Annotated in this window: 15 protein-coding genes; 6 read left to right on the top strand and 9 right to left on the bottom strand. The window is 45.4% G+C overall.

Annotated elements, in window-relative coordinates; genetic code table 11:
* Positions 1 to 95: 95 nt before the first annotated feature.
* Positions 96 to 554: a DUF721 domain-containing protein gene (locus VJL_RS11975; protein ID WP_038866275.1), complete on the bottom strand. Its 459-nt coding sequence runs from the start codon at positions 552 to 554 to the stop codon at positions 96 to 98.
* A gap of 420 nt (positions 555 to 974) precedes the next feature.
* Here VJL_RS11975 and secA point away from each other — a divergent pair, with 420 nt between their 5' ends.
* The 5 genes from secA (at position 975) to carB (ending at position 10,235) form a co-directional block, all read left to right on the top strand.
* A complete protein-coding gene (gene secA / locus VJL_RS11970) occupies positions 975 to 3,704 on the top strand; it encodes a preprotein translocase subunit SecA (RefSeq protein WP_038866278.1) in 2,730 nt (909 codons plus the stop codon).
* A 338-nt stretch (positions 3,705 to 4,042) separates the two neighbouring features.
* The gene (mutT, locus tag VJL_RS11965) at positions 4,043 to 4,441 is read left to right on the top strand and encodes an 8-oxo-dGTP diphosphatase MutT (RefSeq protein WP_038878221.1); all 399 of its coding nucleotides are present in this window, start codon (positions 4,043 to 4,045) and stop codon (positions 4,439 to 4,441) included.
* A 113-nt stretch (positions 4,442 to 4,554) separates the two neighbouring features.
* Positions 4,555 to 5,364, top strand: a complete 810-nt coding sequence (gene dapB, locus VJL_RS11960) for a 4-hydroxy-tetrahydrodipicolinate reductase (RefSeq protein ID WP_038866282.1) — start codon at positions 4,555 to 4,557, stop codon at positions 5,362 to 5,364.
* 481 nt (positions 5,365 to 5,845) lie between these two features.
* Positions 5,846 to 6,985, top strand: coding sequence for a glutamine-hydrolyzing carbamoyl-phosphate synthase small subunit (gene carA / locus VJL_RS11955; protein WP_038866284.1), 1,140 nt, complete (start codon positions 5,846 to 5,848; stop codon positions 6,983 to 6,985).
* Between the two features lie 16 nt (positions 6,986 to 7,001).
* Complete coding sequence (gene carB / locus VJL_RS11950; RefSeq protein ID WP_038878219.1) at positions 7,002 to 10,235, top strand: carbamoyl-phosphate synthase large subunit; 3,234 nt, start codon at positions 7,002 to 7,004, stop codon at positions 10,233 to 10,235.
* Between the two features lie 484 nt (positions 10,236 to 10,719).
* Here carB and ssp4 read toward each other — a convergent pair whose 3' ends face one another.
* A complete protein-coding gene (ssp4, locus tag VJL_RS11940; protein WP_038878211.1) occupies positions 10,720 to 11,634 on the bottom strand; it encodes an Ssp4 family T6SS effector in 915 nt (304 codons plus the stop codon).
* Positions 11,635 to 11,883: 249 nt separating this feature from the next.
* Here ssp4 and VJL_RS11935 point away from each other — a divergent pair, with 249 nt between their 5' ends.
* Entirely contained in the window at positions 11,884 to 12,663 is a 780-nt protein-coding gene (locus tag VJL_RS11935; protein ID WP_038878208.1) for a TSUP family transporter, read from the top strand.
* On the opposite strand, the gene VJL_RS11930 is transcribed toward VJL_RS11935, so the two are convergent.
* The 7 genes from VJL_RS11930 to VJL_RS11900 form a co-directional block, all read right to left on the bottom strand.
* Positions 12,599 to 13,459, bottom strand: coding sequence for a LysR family transcriptional regulator (locus VJL_RS11930; RefSeq protein ID WP_038878205.1), 861 nt, complete (start codon positions 13,457 to 13,459; stop codon positions 12,599 to 12,601). The two genes, VJL_RS11935 and VJL_RS11930, sit on opposite strands and share 65 nt — an antisense overlap.
* A gap of 130 nt (positions 13,460 to 13,589) precedes the next feature.
* Entirely contained in the window at positions 13,590 to 14,210 is a 621-nt protein-coding gene (locus VJL_RS11925) for a TRIC cation channel family protein (protein WP_005425397.1), read from the bottom strand.
* 77 nt (positions 14,211 to 14,287) lie between these two features.
* Positions 14,288 to 15,112: a vitamin B12 ABC transporter substrate-binding protein BtuF gene (gene btuF, locus VJL_RS11920; RefSeq protein WP_038878202.1), complete on the bottom strand. Its 825-nt coding sequence runs from the start codon at positions 15,110 to 15,112 to the stop codon at positions 14,288 to 14,290.
* Positions 15,112 to 16,065, bottom strand: coding sequence for a cobalamin biosynthesis family protein (locus VJL_RS11915; protein WP_038878199.1), 954 nt, complete (start codon positions 16,063 to 16,065; stop codon positions 15,112 to 15,114). Before VJL_RS11915 ends, btuF begins: the two co-directional genes overlap by 1 nt.
* Before the next feature lie 14 nt (positions 16,066 to 16,079).
* On the bottom strand, positions 16,080 to 16,775 hold the full coding sequence (gene mtnN / locus VJL_RS11910; RefSeq protein ID WP_005436177.1) for a 5'-methylthioadenosine/S-adenosylhomocysteine nucleosidase: 696 nt from the start codon (positions 16,773 to 16,775) through the stop codon (positions 16,080 to 16,082).
* A 65-nt stretch (positions 16,776 to 16,840) separates the two neighbouring features.
* Positions 16,841 to 17,269: a DUF1499 domain-containing protein gene (locus tag VJL_RS11905; RefSeq protein ID WP_038878196.1), complete on the bottom strand. Its 429-nt coding sequence runs from the start codon at positions 17,267 to 17,269 to the stop codon at positions 16,841 to 16,843.
* A gap of 91 nt (positions 17,270 to 17,360) precedes the next feature.
* Positions 17,361 to 18,773: an FAD-dependent oxidoreductase gene (locus tag VJL_RS11900; RefSeq protein WP_020194019.1), complete on the bottom strand. Its 1,413-nt coding sequence runs from the start codon at positions 18,771 to 18,773 to the stop codon at positions 17,361 to 17,363.
* Between the last annotated feature and the right edge of the window lie 2 nt (positions 18,774 to 18,775).

The following is an 18,775-nucleotide window of genomic DNA, read 5'->3' as shown; positions in this document are numbered from 1 at the left end:
GACGCAAAATAGATTAAAAAACCAGGCCCGCCGCCTGGTTTTTTACTATCTGAGTTTTGAACAGTGAGGTCACTGTTCTTTCTTCGCTCTACCTATCACTTGTCTTTCTTCTTTTCTGCCATTTCCGCAAGACGTTTCAAACGCTCTTGAATCTTTGGTGGCGCCATATCTGCGATGATCATTAATGAATTTGCTGCAGCTTCAGTAAGAGGTGGACGCTTTGGTCTGTCATCGTGCTCGAAACGATTCCGGTATAGTGATGGGTTGATTCGAACTTCCACACTCATCAGCTTTGCATAGCCTTGAGTTCGAAGCTTATTTAGGATCATTAAACGATCGTAATCGATCTTCATCTTTAGTGAAGCGCTGGCCACATCAATGAGCAAATGACCGTTACGGACGTTAGCCACTCGGCAATGATCTGCCGTACCCTTAGGTAGGATCTCTTGCAGCGCCTGATTAAGTTGCAGGATGTCTCCCGCATGTTCTTGTATCTTTTTGAACTGGGATTCGGCAATAAGATCGTCTGTTGAGGTAGGGCGATGATCACGCATAGGTAAAATCTAATTTTGTTGAGATATGGGTATTCTAGAGCAGCTTTCTGCTTAGGTATAGTTTACATTATGGCCTTTATCTTCAGCTCGCCCATAAATATTTGATATAGCATGGCGAGACGGATTGTTTTGATAATGCCGATTGAGCAGCGATATGTATGTGTAATACTGGCGAATCCGTCATCAGTTTGGTTAAAAACTTACGAGTGCTTCAAACAAATACGTCTATTTATGGTTGTATCGATGAAAAATCCTTACACTAAGCCACATTGATTCAAAATTAAGCCTTGAAATATGGACGTTTGAACTCAATATCTTTGATAAATGATTTATCTCAGTATTCTTAGTTCTAAACTGGCAGAGACTGAAGGCATTACGAGTAGATCGGGAACGGTCTGATAAAAGAGAGATTCACGAAAAATGATAGCTAAGCTACTGACAAAAGTTATTGGCAGTCGCAACGACCGAACACTGCGCCGCCTTAGAAAAATTGTAAAAGAGATCAATAACTACGAACCAACGTTCGAAGCACTGTCTGATGAAGAGCTAAAAGCAAAGACTGTTGAGTTCCGTGAGCGCCTAGAGCAAGGCGAAACTCTTGATAAGCTACTTCCAGAAGCATTTGCTACGGTTCGTGAAGCATCTAAGCGTGTTTACGGTATGCGCCACTTCGACGTGCAGCTTATTGGTGGTATGGTCCTTAACGGTGGCCAAATTGCTGAAATGCGTACTGGTGAAGGTAAAACTTTAACGGCGACTCTTCCTGCTTACCTAAACGCACTTCCTGGTAAAGGTGTCCATGTTGTAACGGTGAACGATTACCTAGCAACACGTGACGCGGAAACAAACCGTCCACTATTCGAGTTCCTTGGTATGACTGTTGGCATCAACGTGCCAAACATGCCTCCTCAAGCTAAGAAAGAAGCTTACGAAGCCGATATCCTTTACGGCACAAACAACGAGTTTGGTTTTGACTACCTTCGTGACAATATGGCTTTCCGCAATGAAGACCGTGTTCAACGTGAACGCTTCTTCGCTGTTGTCGATGAGGTGGATTCAATCCTCATCGATGAAGCTCGTACTCCTTTGATCATTTCTGGTCCAGCAGAAGACAGCTCGGATCTATACACTCGCATCAACTTGCTTATCCCACAGCTTCAGAAACAAGATAAAGAAGATTCTGAAGAGTACCGCGGTGACGGCCACTACACTGTGGATGAGAAGTCTAAACAAGTTCACTTAACCGAAACGGGCCAAGAGTTCGTTGAAGAGCTGATGGTTAAGAACGGTTTGATGGAAGAGGGTGACACGCTTTACTCTCCAACCAACATTAGTTTATTGCACCACGTAAATGCGGCACTTCGTGCGCACGTATTATTTGAACTGAACGTAGACTACATTGTAAACGATGACGGTGAAGTGGTTATCGTTGATGAACACACTGGCCGTACAATGCCAGGTCGTCGTTGGTCTGAAGGTCTTCACCAAGCGGTTGAGGCGAAAGAAGGCGTTAAGATTCAAAACGAAAACCAAACGCTGGCTTCTATTACTTTCCAGAACTACTTCCGTCTATACGAAAAACTGTCGGGTATGACAGGTACAGCAGATACAGAAGCGTTCGAATTCCAATCGATTTACGGTCTTGAAACGGTGGTTATTCCAACCAACAAACCAATGATCCGTAATGATATGCCAGATGTGGTCTACCGTACTGAAGCAGAAAAATTTGCTGCAATCATCGAAGACATCAAAGAGCGTGTAGAAAAAGGTCAACCATCTCTTGTAGGTACGGTTTCTATCGAGAAATCAGAACTTCTTTCTAATGCACTTAAGAAAGCGAAGATCAAACACAACGTATTGAACGCAAAATTCCACGAACGCGAAGCTGAGATTGTTGCGGAAGCGGGTACGCCAGGTGCGGTAACAATCGCAACCAACATGGCAGGTCGTGGTACCGATATCGTATTGGGTGGTAGCTGGCAGGCAAAAGTTGAAACGCTACAAGATCCAACCAAAGAACAAATTGATGCGATTAAAGCAGAGTGGAAACAGGTTCACGATCAAGTACTAGATGCGGGTGGTCTGCACATCATTGGTACGGAACGTCACGAATCTCGTCGTATCGATAACCAGCTACGTGGTCGTTCTGGTCGTCAAGGTGATGCGGGTTCTTCTCGCTTCTACCTATCAATGGAAGACTCACTACTTCGTATCTTTACTTCAGACCGTATGGCGAGCCTTATCCAAAGTGGTATGGAAGAAGGCGAAGCGATCGAATCGAAGATGCTGTCTCGTTCAATCGAAAAAGCACAGCGTAAAGTAGAAGGTCGTAACTTCGATATCCGTAAACAGCTTCTTGAATACGATGACGTTGCGAACGATCAACGTAAAGTGGTTTACGAATTGCGTGACGAGCTAATGAGTGTTGACGACATTAGCGATATGATCGAACAAAACCGTGAAGACGTAATCACAGCGATCATCGACGAGTACATTCCGCCACAATCTCTAGAAGACATGTGGGATGTTGAAGGCCTGCAAGAGCGTTTGAAAGCGGACTTCGATCTAGATGCTCCTATCAAAGAGTGGCTTGAGCAAGATGACAAGCTTTACGAAGAAGCATTGCGTGAGAAGATCGTTAACCTAGCAGTAGAAGTTTACAAGCAAAAAGAAGAAGTGGTTGGTGCACAAGTACTACGCAACTTCGAAAAGTCGGTCATGCTTCAAACGCTAGATACGCTATGGAAAGAACACCTAGCGGCGATGGATCACTTACGCCAAGGTATTCACCTTCGCGGTTACGCACAGAAGAACCCGAAACAAGAATACAAGCGTGAGTCGTTTGAATTGTTTGAAGGTCTACTAGAAGCGCTGAAAACAGACGTAATTACAGTATTGTCACGCGTGCGTGTTCAACAGCAAGAAGAAGTAGAACGCATGGAAGAGCAACGTCGTGCTCAAGCTGAGGAAGCGGCTCGCCGTGCTCAAGCTCAACACGCGGCAGCTCAAAACCCACTGACAGAAGGTGAAGAAGCAGAGGAAGGCTCTAGCCAACCAATGGTTCGTGACGAACGTAAAGTGGGCCGTAATGAGCCTTGTCCATGTGGCAGCGGTAAAAAATACAAACAGTGCCACGGTAAAATTGACTAATACAGTCAGAAGATATTAAGAAAGAGTCGCTTAGGCGGCTCTTTTTGTATTGATATACCCAAGTAACCTCGAGATGCTTGGGTCAGCGAGAATGACTTGGTTTGAAGGCGAGGCAACAATTTGAAGATCTAGTGGTTCTAAATCGAAAATTGTTAACGAAGCATGTGAACCAAGGCAACTCGCCCTTCGGGAGCGTGTCACTGAAGCAACTTCATCGTCAAACAACTTGGAAATAGCGTGCTATTCCGCTTCGTTGTTTTCCTTGAACTTGAATCAGTGACGACGCTCTGAAACTAGCATCTTGAAGTCACTTGGGTATAGATCTAGGAATGAATCTAATGAAAAGAATTCACATTGTTGCGGCGATTATCTTCAATCAAGACAGGTCGCAAATCTTCATCACTAAACGTCCGGACGATAAACACAAAGGTGGATTTTGGGAGTTTCCTGGTGGCAAAGTGGAGCAAAATGAAACAGTCGAGCAAGCGATGATTCGTGAACTTGAAGAAGAGATTGGTATCACAGTCACAGAACAAGCCTTGTTTGAGCATTTGGAATACGACTACCCAGATAAATCTTTAAAGTTTGATTTCATGACCGTTTCTCAATTCAACAATCAGCCTTATGGACGTGAAGGGCAAGAAGGGCGTTGGGTCGATATTATTGCGTTACCTAACTACGCTTTCCCAGAAGCTAATGTGCCGATTCTAGAGCGTGTAGTGAAAGAGTTTTCCTAACCTGTATCTAACTGTCTTGTGGTTAACACGGGATATTGTTAGTTTAAAAAGATACCGCGAAACGAAAGAGAACGAGTGCAAACCTCGTTATCCAGAGAAGGAGAGAAAGCGCAATGGTTCGTATTGCAATCGCAGGAGCGGCTGGCCGTATGGGTCGCAACTTAGTAAAAGCTTCACACTTCAATTCAGAAGCCGCTGTAACGGCTGGTTCAGAGCGTCCAGAGTCTTCACTTGTTGGCGTTGATGTGGGTGAACTGTGTGGTGAAGGTAAGTTTGATGTCTTTTTGACGGATGATTTAGCAAAAGAAGTCGACAACTTTGATGTTGTTATCGATTTTACTGCTCCAGTGAGCACACTGGCGAATCTAGAGCTATGTAAGCAACATGGTAAGTGCATTGTTATTGGAACGACGGGCTTTAGCGAAGAAGAACGGGAACTGATTGACGAGGCAGCTAAGCAGGTGCCAGTTGTCATGGCTCCAAACTACTCTGTTGGCGTGAATCTTGTCTTCAAGCTTCTTGAGAAAGCAGCGAAAGTTATGGGTGACTACTGTGATGTTGAAATCGTAGAAGCGCATCACCGCCATAAAGTGGATGCGCCATCTGGCACCGCGATTGGCATGGGGGAAGCGATAGCTGGAGCGATGGGTAACAAACTGAGTGATGTTGCTGTGTACGCACGCGAAGGCATTACCGGTGAACGTACTAAAGATGAAATTGGCTTTGCCACTATCCGTGCCGGTGACATTGTCGGCGAGCATACTGCTATGTTTGCTGATATCGGCGAGCGTGTTGAGATTACTCATAAGGCAACAGATCGTATGACCTTTGCTAATGGCGCGGTAAAAGCCGCCGTTTGGCTGCATTCGAAGCCATCAGGCTTCTATACCATGACCGATGTGCTCGGCTTGAACGAGCTTTAAATACATAATTATTCGCCGGCGTAAGCCGGCTTTTTTGTATTTAGAGGAAAGTATGTAAATAAATTGAGTCGTATCATCTGTGATTTCATCTTGAGTTATTGTGTGTTTTTGGGTGTCTTGTTGTGAAAAGCGCTTGAATTACTCAAAAGTATGGGTTGTTTTTGTGTGATGAACGTTTGCGCAAAAAACTCACAAAATTTTGTGATCTGCAATAAGTTCAAATTTGTAAAATTTACAAAAAAGGCCAACTGTCGGGAATGAATAACGATAAAACTTACAATTTTAGGGCTTTTTCTGTTTAAATGCCCTTACTCGCTAGAAAGTGATAATTTATTTTTCAATGTGTGTTGACAGTTTTGAAGTCCGTCATTAGAATACCGCCAATTTGTCAAAAATACCTGTTTATGTAAGTTTTCAAGGTAAAGGAAGGCAAATTTGCAGCTTAATTTATTTTTTATGCATTTTTATTCTGGAGGTTGTCTTGGGTAAATTAGCACTGTTAGTCCTAGAAGATGGGACAGTGTTCCGCGGTGTTTCCATTGGAGCAGATGGTATTTCCGTTGGTGAAGTTGTTTTTAATACCTCGATGACGGGGTACCAAGAAATTCTCACTGATCCTTCCTATTCTCAACAAATCGTTACTCTCACTTATCCTCACATTGGCAATACCGGAACCAATTCCGAAGACGAAGAATCTTCTTCAATCCACGCACAAGGCCTTGTGATTCGCGATCTTCCTCTTATCGCTTCTAACTTCCGTAATGAACAATCCCTTTCTGATTACCTCAAGTCGCAAAATATCGTCGGCATTGCAGACATCGATACTCGTAAGCTAACTCGTATCCTACGTGAGAAAGGTGCGCAAAACGGTTGTATCGTTGCAGGTAACAACCTAGATGAAGCTTTGGCATTAGCAAAAGCAAAAGAATTCCCTGGCTTGAAAGGTATGGATCTTGCGAAAGAGGTTACAACAAAAGAAGCGTATCAATGGAAACAAGGTTCGTGGACGCTTGAAGGTGGACTTCCTGAAGCGAAAGACGACAGCGAATTGCCATATCACGTTGTTGCCTACGACTTCGGCGCAAAACGCAACATCTTGCGCATGTTGGTTGACCGAGGCTGCCGCCTAACGGTTGTTCCTGCTGAAACGTCAGCAGAAGAAGTTCTGGCTCTAAACCCAGATGGTGTCTTCCTATCAAACGGCCCTGGTGACCCAGAACCATGTACTTACGCGATTGAAGCAACAAAAACTTTCCTAGAGAAAGGTCTGCCAATCTTTGGTATCTGTCTAGGCCACCAAATCCTTGCGTTAGCATCGGGTGCACAAACAGTGAAAATGAAGTTTGGTCACCACGGCGCAAACCACCCAGTAAAAGATTTGGAACGTAATGTTGTGATGATCACTTCTCAAAACCACGGTTTTGCAGCAGATGAAGCAACGTTGCCAGAAAATCTACGTGCTACTCACGTATCGCTATTTGATGGTTCTCTACAAGGTATTCACCGTACAGACAAGCCAGCATTTAGCTTCCAAGGTCACCCAGAAGCGAGCCCAGGTCCACACGACGCGGCACCGCTATTTGACCACTTTATCGAACTAATCAAAAAACACAGCGCTTAATTCGGAGTAGTAGATAATGCCAAAACGTACTGACATTCAAAGTATTCTTATTCTTGGTGCTGGTCCGATTGTTATCGGTCAGGCATGTGAGTTTGACTACTCTGGCGCACAAGCGTGTAAAGCACTGCGTGAAGAGGGTTACCGAGTTATCCTTGTGAACTCTAACCCTGCAACCATCATGACTGATCCAGACATGGCGGATGCAACTTATATCGAGCCAATCCAGTGGGAAGTGGTTCGCAACATCATCGCGAAAGAAAAGCCAGATGCAGTTCTACCTACAATGGGCGGTCAAACAGCATTGAACTGTGCTCTAGACCTAGAGAAGCATGGCGTTCTTGAAGAATTCGGCGTTGAGATGATTGGTGCAACGGCTGACGCTATTGATAAAGCAGAAGACCGTTCTCGTTTCGATAAAGCGATGAAGTCTATCGGCCTTGAGTGTCCACGTGCGGATACGGCTAAAACCATGGAAGAAGCTTACGGCGTTCTAGATATGGTTGGCTTCCCATGTATCATCCGTCCATCATTCACTATGGGTGGTACAGGCGGTGGTATCGCTTACAACAAAGAAGAATTTGAAGAAATCTGTCGTCGTGGTCTGGACCTTTCTCCAACTAACGAGCTTCTAATCGATGAGTCACTTATCGGTTGGAAAGAGTACGAGATGGAAGTGGTTCGTGACAAAGCGGACAACTGTATCATCGTATGTGCGATTGAAAACTTCGACCCAATGGGTATCCACACGGGTGACTCAATCACGGTTGCACCAGCGCAAACACTAACAGACAAAGAATACCAGCTAATGCGTAACGCATCTCTAGCAGTACTGCGTGAGATTGGTGTTGAAACTGGTGGTTCTAATGTACAGTTTGGTATCAACCCGAAAGATGGCCGTATGGTTATCATCGAGATGAACCCACGTGTATCTCGCTCTTCTGCTCTAGCTTCTAAAGCAACAGGTTTCCCAATCGCTAAGATTGCAGCGAAACTGGCAGTTGGCTTCACGCTAGACGAGCTAATGAATGACATCACTGGCGGCGCAACGCCAGCATCATTCGAACCAACAATCGACTACGTAGTAACTAAGATTCCTCGTTTTAACTTCGAGAAATTTGCAGGTGCTAACGACCGTCTAACGACGCAAATGAAGTCTGTTGGTGAAGTTATGGCTATCGGCCGTAACCAGCAAGAATCTCTACAAAAAGCGCTTCGCGGCCTAGAAGTTGGCGCGACTGGCTTTGACGAAATGGTTGACCTAGATGCACCAGACGCACTGACGAAAATCCGTCATGAGCTGAAAGAAGCTGGCGCAGAGCGTATTTGGTACATCGCAGATGCATTCCGTGCGGGTATGTCAGTAGATGGCGTATTCAACCTAACGCAAATCGACCGTTGGTTCCTAGTTCAAATCGAAGACATCGTTAAACTTGAGCAAGAGCTAAAAGCAAAAGGCTTCGCGGGTCTGAACAAAGACGAGCTAAACAAGCTGAAGCGTAAAGGTTTTGCTGATGCGCGCCTATCTAAGATTCTAGGTGTAGCGGAAAGTGAAATCCGTCGTCTACGTGACCAATACGATATCCACCCTGTTTACAAGCGCGTTGATACGTGTGCGGCTGAGTTCTCTTCAGATACGGCTTACATGTACTCATCTTACGATGACGAGTGTGAAGCAAACCCAACAGACAAAGACAAGATCATGATTCTTGGCGGCGGTCCAAACCGTATCGGCCAAGGTATCGAATTTGACTACTGTTGTGTACACGCATCACTAGCTCTACGTGAAGATGGCTTTGAGACTATCATGGTTAACTGTAACCCTGAGACTGTTTCAACGGATTACGACACATCTGACCGTCTGTACTTCGAACCAGTAACACTGGAAGACGTACTAGCAATCGCTCGTGTTGAGAAGCCAAAAGGCGTTATCGTTCAGTACGGTGGTCAAACACCACTGAAATTGGCTCGCGCACTTGAAGCGGCTGGCGTGCCAATCATCGGTACTAGCCCTGACGCAATCGACCGTGCAGAAGACCGTGAGCGTTTCCAAGTTGCTGTTGACCGCTTAGGCCTTCTACAGCCAGAGAACGCGACAGTAACAACAATGGAACAAGCGGTAGAGAAATCTCGCGAAATCGGCTTCCCATTGGTTGTACGTCCTTCTTACGTACTTGGTGGTCGTGCGATGGAAATCGTATACGATGAGCAAGACCTACGTCGCTACTTCAACGAAGCAGTAAGCGTATCGAACGAATCTCCAGTTCTTCTTGATAGCTTCCTAGATGACGCAGTTGAAGTGGATATCGATGCTATCTGTGACGGTGAGCGCGTAGTTATCGGCGGTATCATGGAGCACATCGAACAAGCGGGTGTTCACTCAGGTGACTCAGCATGTTCTCTTCCTGCATACACGCTAAGCCAAGAAATCCAAGACGTAATGCGTGAGCAAGTTGAAAAGCTAGCGTTTGAATTGGGTGTTCGTGGTCTGATGAACACGCAGTTTGCTGTTAAGAACAACCAAGTGTACCTAATCGAGGTTAACCCTCGTGCAGCACGTACGGTACCGTTCGTATCGAAAGCGACTGGCGCGCCAATCGCTAAGATCGCAGCACGTGTAATGGCGGGTCAATCGCTAGAGTCTCAAGGCTTTACGAAAGAAATCATCCCACCTTACTACTCAGTGAAAGAAGTTGTACTTCCATTCAATAAGTTCCCTGGTGTTGACCCACTGTTAGGCCCAGAAATGCGCTCTACTGGTGAAGTTATGGGTGTTGGTGCAACGTTTGCAGAAGCTTACTCTAAAGCTGAATTGGGTTGTGGCAACATCTACCCAGAAGGCGGTCGTGCACTTCTTTCTGTTCGCGAAGGCGACAAAGAGCGCGTTGTAGACCTAGCATCTAAGCTGTCTAAGCTTGGTTACCAACTAGATGCAACACACGGTACTGCGGTTATCCTAGGCGAAGCGGGCATCAACCCACGTCTAGTTAACAAGGTACACGAAGGTCGTCCTCACATTCTGGACCGTATCAAGAACAACGAGTACACCTACATCGTGAACACTGCAGCTGGCCGTCAAGCGATTGAAGACTCTAAAGTTCTTCGTCGTGGTGCACTGGCTGAGAAAGTGAACTACACGACTACGCTAAATGCGGCATTCGCAACTTGTATGGCACACACGGCAGATGCGAAGAGCACAGTAACTTCGGTTCAAGAGCTACACGCAAAAGTGAAAGCTAGCCTAGAAGCGTAATAGATAAAAATCAGTAAGCCCGTTTATTAGGGCTTATATGACAACCTCATTGCCCGCTCATTTGAGCGGGTTTTTTTGTCTTTAGGGTTTCTTAAAATGGAGATAATTGAAGTGCGCTAAGAAAGCTTGGTAGAGAGGACTTTTGTATAGCATCAAACTGATAACTGAAAGTAACGTCCCTAAAGATGAAGAAATAGTACTGCCATTTGTAATAACAAAATTAGCGCTGCAAGTAACAAGAATAAATGCAATGGTGAGCAAGTTTACCTTTGCAGCAATACTCAGGCCTTTGCTGATTGTTAGGATGTTTGGTACGCATATTACTGTCGCAGTTATGGCGCCGAAGAGAGTGAAGTAAGTATCGAGATCAATTCGTTGAGAGAGAGAAAACCATTCATTCCAGATGCTTAGGCTTATTGCTAAACCAATAGTTAATGCTAAATATAAACATATGCTTATTAATATGTTCACTAGGTCGATCGATTTAGTATTCAACTTTCAACTCCTCATAAATACCAATGGCAAGGTTCTTTACCTCTCCAGAATAACTGCTTCCTATTATGCTAATAGAACCTCCAATCGCGTCGAGGAGTTGGTGGGAAATGGATGCGGATACAGTGGCTTGTGAATATCTCTTGGGTATTAATCCTGCTAAGACAAGTTGTTTTCGTGCTTTGTTCGAGAAGGAAGGAAGATTTCTGCGGACAATCTCTTTCGTTAATCTTGCTCTCTCTTGTCTATTTAAACCTTTTAATACTTCTTGAATGCCTTTCCCTGTAGTTTGCTTTAGAGATAAAACCATTCTTGTTGTTTGGTAACCACTTGCACCAGCTCCGGCCAAAGAGATGTAATCTAAGGCCTTTGTGGTGTTTTGATACCATTCATTGTTGTCTAAATTAGATAATTTTTCCGGTGATTTTGACGCCATAAAGGTTCTTGCTACGCCTATGGAGCACTGGGCTGTAGCTGCTGCAGTTGCCGCATATGAAATGTAGGACATTGTTACACCTGCTGGACCACTTATTGGTACTGTTAATCCAGAACCAATAACACCAATCCATCCAATCGCGGCACCAACACAGCTGATGCTTGCAGATAAAAGCTCTTGGTTAAACTTAGATTTAGACTCTTCTTGCTTTATTGTTTTTGCAAACTCGAATGATGTTTGGTTTTTCATCGGTTCCCGCAAGATGATGAAAATAGGATTGATGCGGCATGTGGCAGTGAAGTCTCTCAACCGAACAATGGTAAACATGTTGTCGATATAAACGACCCCAGCTCCCGAGGTTTCGGGCCTAGAGTCTATGACTTTGAAAAGCTGTTTTAGATTTACGGTTTGTTCGATGCGAGAGCGTAGCTGTTGCTCTTTTATTGAAGGGCGAGCCCTTAAAACATCCATTGTTTTCACTTTCGATAAGGTTGAATTGATAAGATTAAGCCAGTGTTTTCTTTTTCCATCAAAAAATTGAAATGCTCTTGAGAGTGAATTCTATCGGAAATGTAATTGATACATTTAACGTATCATTTGTTAGATTTTTAGATTGATGAAAACCTGGAATAGGTTGGTGTCTTGAGTTTCCTTTTGTGCGTTTGTAAGGCAATGCTATCGTTGCCTCATCTGGTTACAAATATTTACAAGGACGCACGAGTGGAAATCACTTTCGAGATGTTAATTGCATTGTTTTTTGTCGCATCAGCAGCAGGATTTATTGATGCCATGGCTGGTGGTGGTGGTCTATTAACATTGCCAGCTCTACTGGCAGCGGGGCTTAGCCCAACTCAGGCATTGGCGACGAACAAACTCCAAAGCTCATTCGGAAGCTTCTCTGCTAGTTGGTACTTTGTGCGTAATGGTATTGTTAGCCTTAAAGAGATGCGCCTAGCGATTCTATGTACCTTTATTGGCTCTGCTATTGGGGCAGAGGCTGTGCAGTTTATCGATGCAGGTATACTCACTAGCCTTATCCCTGTATTGCTGATTGCGATTTCTCTCTACTTTTTGCTCTCCTCGACCTCTAAAACAGCGGAAGGGGAGCCGAAGCTTTCTGAAGCGATGTTCGCTTTGTGCGTTGGTGGCGGCGTGGGCTTTTACGATGGCTTTTTTGGCCCAGGTACTGGCTCTATCTTTGCGCTTTGCTTTGTCGCACTTGGTCACTTCTCTTTGGTTGATGCGACTGCTCGTACTAAGATTCTCAACTTCACTTCAAATATCGCGGCTCTGCTGTTCTTTATTCTTGCTGGCTTGCCTGTGTGGGAAATCGGTCTGACCATGGCGGTAGGTGGCTTTATTGGTGCTCAACTTGGTGCCAAAGTTGTTGTTACTAAAGGCCAAAAATGGATTCGACCTTTAGTGATTACCATGTCTATGTTGATGGCGACAAAACTTCTTTGGCAACAACATCACCAATGGTTTCTATCACTGTTTTAACTCTTGGTGACTGGTACACGTTTTGCCTAACGCAGATATGAATCGGTCGAATTAAAGATGCCAGTTGTTCGAACATGAAGCAGTTATGGTCAGGGATCTTTAACGCTCTAACGATCGATAACGGTATTAATGCTGGCGCTGCCCCTCCAAGTGCAAGTTGTGCAGCTGCAGTGTAGGCATCCATTTCCATCAATGGTTTGATACCGATTTTCTCTAATGCAGGCAGTTGGTAGCTATTGGACGGGTTAGTTAAATCATTTGTGATGACTTTTTTCGGTAATTCATTTAGTGGTTGATCACTAACGAGGAAGAAAGGTTCATCACATAAGTGGAAAGCCATCAAGCCGTGATGTGGTGGAAGCAAACCAGCGCAAAGCCCAATGGTCGCTTTACCGGATTGAACCCGCTCAACGATTCTAGGGCTGTGGTTGGTGGTTATGGTTAAGTACTGATCTTGCTTGAGGTAATCACCAATGGTTTTTCCAAGATAACCCGCAATAAGAGACTTTGAGCTATCGAGGGTGATTAATGATGTATCTTCTAGCTCTTGCTGTTCATAAATAAGGCCACGTAACTCGTTAAAAGATGGGCCAATATTCTCGATCAAAGCCATGCCATCAGGTGTGAGTTTAATGGTTCTCCCTGACGGTTCTACTAGCTTCTTTCCCAGTTTTTTCTCTAGGTTCGCGATTCGTTTACTCACTGCAGATTGGCTGATATACAGCAAACTCCCAGTGCGGCTCATGGTTTTCGCTTTGCTTAAAACTAATAGTGTTTCGATGCCTTCCAGTAACATGTCTATCCATGAATGTTGGGAATAATAGGCCTAATATAGCCAAGCTTGAGATGAGAAGCGATAGGTGATTTTACAAACAAAAAGAGCCGACGTTTCAGTCAGCTCTTTTGCGTAAATTGATTGGTATCGATTAGCGATTGATAGCAAAGGTTGGCAGTGACAAGTGCCAGCGAATCGCACCAAGGCGAATAATCAAAGTTGAGATGACACCTGCGAGTAGGGCGACTGAATGGTCGTGTCCCATACTCAATGCGGTTGTATGGAAAATACCACCGATGATACATGCGGTCGCATAGACTTCACTTCGCAGTACCATGGGTACCTCGCGAGCCAGCACATCACGGATAATGCCGCCACCGCAGCCAGTGATAACGCCCATGATCACCGCAACCATGCCAGAAGCATTGTAGGCGAGAGCTTTCTCAACACCGATACCGACGAATACCGCCAAACCAATTGCGTCACAGACAGGTAAGACCCACCAAGGTAAGCGCTTAGGACGACGAATGAGAATCATCGTGAGTAAACAAGTGATGAAAATTACCCAAAGATAAGTGGTGTCAGTGATCCAGAAGACCGGGGTTGCGCCAAGCGCCATATCACGAATAGTGCCGCCTCCAATAGCTGTCACACTACCGAGTACGATCACACCGAAAGGATCCATCTTTAATCGGCCTGCGAGTAAAACGCCAGAAACCGCAAAGACAGCAGTACCGAATAAATCGATCATATAAAGCAGCATGGAGTCCATGTTACTTGGTACCTTTTAAACAAATTGTGGGGGAACAGAAATGGGACGGAAATTGTACGGGATTTCCAACGAAAACGTTAGCGTTTTTGCCGAACGGTTTCAAAGTGTTCACACACCTCTGTGATCGCGTTTAAGGTTCTTGGGGTCGGGCGGTTGATCCAATCGGAATTGAGTGACCAAACATGGTTGTTTTTTAACGCAGGGATGTCGTTTTTCCACTCTGCCCACATGCCATCATCACTCATGGCATGGCGAGAGGTAAACAGGACTTCGGGTTGGCGAGTAATCACTTGCTCGATGCTGACTTGTGGGTAAGGAGCGCTGCCCTTAGCAAAGATGTTTTCACCACCGCAAAAGGTGAAGACTTCACTTGGCCAGTTCTTACCTGCGACCGTGATGATCGGCTTTTCACTTAACTGATAAAAGTAGCTGACTTTATCTTCGGTATCGTACTTTTCTTTTAGTGCTTCCAACTGCGCGCGAAATTCTGCGGCGGCTTTTTGCCCAACTTCTGGCTTCTCACTGTACTGGCTAAGTTGCTCAATGTTCGTAGCGATGTCTTCTAACGTTCCAGTAGTTGAGTAGTAGATAGGAATGCCAAACTGCTTGAGCTTTTCAAGTTCTTTGGCTGGATTACCTGCTGGCCAAGCGATAACTAAATCGGGTTGAAGGGCAATGATGCGCTCTAACTTGATGCCTTGATAGTTTGATACTTTCTCTAAACCTTTAGCTTGCTCGGGGTAGTCACTCATCTCGCTGACCGCAATCAGCTTGTCACCAAGACCTGCAGCATAGGCGATTTCTGTTGAGTGTGGAGCCAGGCTGATGACGCGCTGAGCAGGTTCATTGGCAAAAGAAGCGGCAGAGAAGATAAGAGGAAGAGCAAAGCAAAGTTTGTTCATCATAGTCCTTGATAAATGAGTCCGAGAATCAGGCTTTGGATAACGATCCAAGCAAAAATACGCCATACAATGAGGGTTTGGATTTGTGCTAAATGAATAGCAGATGGCGCTATACGACCACCAATTTTCGCTCGTTCAGCTCGTTGACCTTGGTACAGCGCTGGGCCGCCAAGTGACAATTGAAGCTTGTTACCAATCGAGCACAACAACCAAGCTGGCCCCGGAAGTGGCCAAGACTTCGCTTGTTGAAGCATGCCAGTCGAAACACTCGATAGGTTTTTACCCATGCTAATGAACACGGCAAACAAGCGCAAAGGAACAATCTCCAATGCAGCCGTTAGCTGAATAGCAGGCTTACCAAAAGGTGAATACTGACGGCGACTTGGAGACCAAGCACGAGCAAGTTCTGCTGTTAGGCGATACATTAATGCGCCAATTCCACCAGTCAATCCATACCAGAACAACACGCACACAACGTTACGTCCGTAACCCATGATGATGGTCTCTGCGCCTGCTTTACCAATACCAAGCAGTGATAAGCTCTCGGTATCTCGATTAAGGTAAGGCTTGAGTAACGCTCGGCACTGTACTTTGTTCTCATTCGACATTGCGGTGACGAGTTGTTTAGCAAGTGACTCGTTGTTTCGCCAGTCGAGAGCAATAAGCAGTAATGCCAGCTCAAATAAGGGCGCTTGCCAAACTAAGGGCTTCATCGCGAGCAGTAATATCAAGCAAGGTACAAGCATAAGAAGCAGTGCGAGCCCGCCAGAGAGAATGCTTTGTGAGTAGGCGTGGTTGTTATTAACTTTGTTCGCCAGTTGTTCTGCGAATTTATGCCATAAAGTCACAGGATGAGCAGCGTGAGGAATAGGGATTAATAAGTGGAATAGTAATGCGCCCCACATGACGAGGAGCGCACCATTGGCATAGAGCTGTTGAAATATTTCTTCCATGAAATTCTGGGGACTTACTTAGTCAGTTCCAACATTTTGCATACCATTTCTGAAGAGCTTTTCGCTGCTAGCGGTAGGAACTCTTCGAAGCTCATTGGTGATTCTTTGTCTGCTACGTCAGAGATAGCACGCACAACAACAAACGGTGTGTTGAATTGGTGACAAGTTTGGGCGATAGCAGATGCTTCCATTTCTACAGCGATAACTGAAGGGAAGTGTTTACGGATAAACTCTTGGCGTTCTGCCGTACAAACAAACGCATCACCAGTACAGATCAGTCCGCGAACAGCGTGCGTGTTTTCCATTTGAGCCAGTGCTTTTTCAGCAAGGTCCATTAACTTCTCATCCGCTTTGAATGCTGCTGGTTGACCTGCCATTTGACCCATTTCGTAGCCAAACGCAGTTACGTCTGCATCGTGGTGACGAACTTCTGTTGAGATAACAACGTCTCCTAGGTTTAGGCTTGAATCGAAGCCACCTGCAGAGCCAGTGTTGATAACCACATCTGGTTGGTACTCGTCTAGCAGAATAGTTGTGCCTACTGCAGCCGCTACTTTACCGATGCCAGATTGAAGCAGTACCACATCAACGTCGTTAATCTGACCAGAGAAAAACGTACAACCTGCTTTGCTTACTGTTTGGCAGTTTGTCATTGCTTCTTTCAGGATGGTGACTTCTTGTTCCATCGCACCGATGATACCAACTTTCATAACACTCTCTTTCGATAAAAATTTAAGTTGGCGAGAGTATACCACTCTGCACCAATATGTGGTCGTTATTTGATTAACTCAGCATTCGCCAACAGTGAACGTAATTGTTCAGCACGCTTACGGTTCACGCCAAAGTCTGAATAGCCAACGCGAGATTCAGAACGAACAATAAGCTGGTCGCCTTCGATCTTAAGCTCTAAATCGTCCACAAAGCGCATTATTTTAGATGTGCATTCGATACGTAGGTAATTGCCTTCTTTGACGGCAGTCTTCGCGCCTGGCAGTTCAAGCGCCACTTGCTCAATTGCATCGATGTTGGTGGATTCGGTTAGGGTGAATGGTGTTAGGTTGTATTCTTCACGCGTGTCTTGGGTGGAGACACAGTTTGGTTTGTCACCACAAGGTGATTGAGAACGATCAGTCATGGTTGTGACTCCTTGGCTACAAGCGGTTAAGCCGAGCAAAGTAATGGAAAGGAGAGCGGCTTTTTTCATTGGTTTTATCCCTTATCTTAGGAATTTAATTATATGTAATAAAAGAAAAAAGGATCCAATAGTAGGATCCTTTTTGAGACGTTAACAGTGATTAAACTTCAAGGTAATCGAGAATACCTTCTGCGGCTTTTCGACCCTCATCAATCGCGGTCACGACCAGATCTGAGCCTCGAACCGCATCGCCACCAGCGAAGATCTTTTTGTTGCTGGTCTGGAATTGGAACTCTTGTTTCGCAGGAGCTTTGATACGGCCCCATTGATCCAACTCGACATCAAACGGAGCTAGCCAGTCCATTTTGTGTGGCTGGAAACCAAACGCCATGATAACGACGTCTGCTGGTAGAACGTGCTCGCTGCCTTCTACTGGTTCTGGACGGCGACGACCCGCTTCATCAGGCTCACCAAGGGCAGTTTTCACCACTTTGACCCCTGAGACTTTGCCTGACGCATCCACTTCAATTCCTAAAGGCTGAAGGTTGAACATGAACTTCACGCCTTCTTCCTTAGCGTTTTTCACCTCGCGTCGAGAGCCAGGCATATTGGCTTCATCACGACGGTAAGCACATACCACGTTTGATGCGCCTTGGCGGATTGAGGTACGAACACAGTCCATTGCGGTATCACCACCACCGAGTACGACGACGCGTTGTTTTGCCATGTCGATAAAAGGTTTGTCGTGCTCCAAGCCCATGACCTTGTAAGTATTTGAAATCAAGAATGGCAGAGCATCGTAGACACCCGGCGCACCTTCATTTTCTAGTCCCGCACGCATGTACTTGTAAGTACCAACACCTAAAAAGACGGCATCGTACTCATCAAGTAGCTCTTGCATCTGCACATCTTTACCTACTTCGACATTCATCTGGAACTCTACGCCCATCTCGGTGAAGACGCGGCGGCGGTTTTCCATCACGCCTTTTTCAAGCTTGAACGAAGGGATACCGAAGGTCAGTAGGCCTCCAATTTCAGGATAGCGGTCAAATACGACAGGTTTCACTCCATTGCGCACTAGGATATCAGCGGCAGCCAAGCCTGCTGGGCCTGCACCAATGATGGCAACCTTTTTATCGGTCCACTCCACCTTAGACATGTCAGGTTTCCAGCCCATTTCAAAGGCTTTGTCGGTAATGTATTTTTCAACGTTACCTATGGTAACAGCGCCAAAGTCTTCATTGAGAGTACAAGAACCCTCACACAGACGATCTTGCGGACATACTCGGCCACAAACTTCAGGCAAGCTGTTAGTTTGGTGCGATAGCTCAACGGCCTCAAGGATACGACCTTCATTGGCTAACTTTAGCCATTGAGGAATGTAGTTGTGGACTGGGCACTTCCATTCACAATATGGGTTACCACAATCCAAGCAGCGATCCGCCTGCGCAGTCGCTTGTTGCTTGGTAAACGGTTCATAGATTTCAACGAATTCGATCTTACGAACTTTGATAGGCTTCTTCGCAGGGTCTACGCGTTGAACATCGATAAATTGATAAACGTTCTGACTCATGA

The sequence above is a fragment of the Vibrio jasicida CAIM 1864 = LMG 25398 genome (assembly GCF_000400365.1).
GTDB classification, from domain to species: Bacteria; Pseudomonadota; Gammaproteobacteria; order Enterobacterales; family Vibrionaceae; genus Vibrio; species Vibrio jasicida.
The sequence above is the reverse complement of the archived record's forward strand: the minus strand, read 5'-3'. Positions and strand labels throughout refer to the sequence as shown.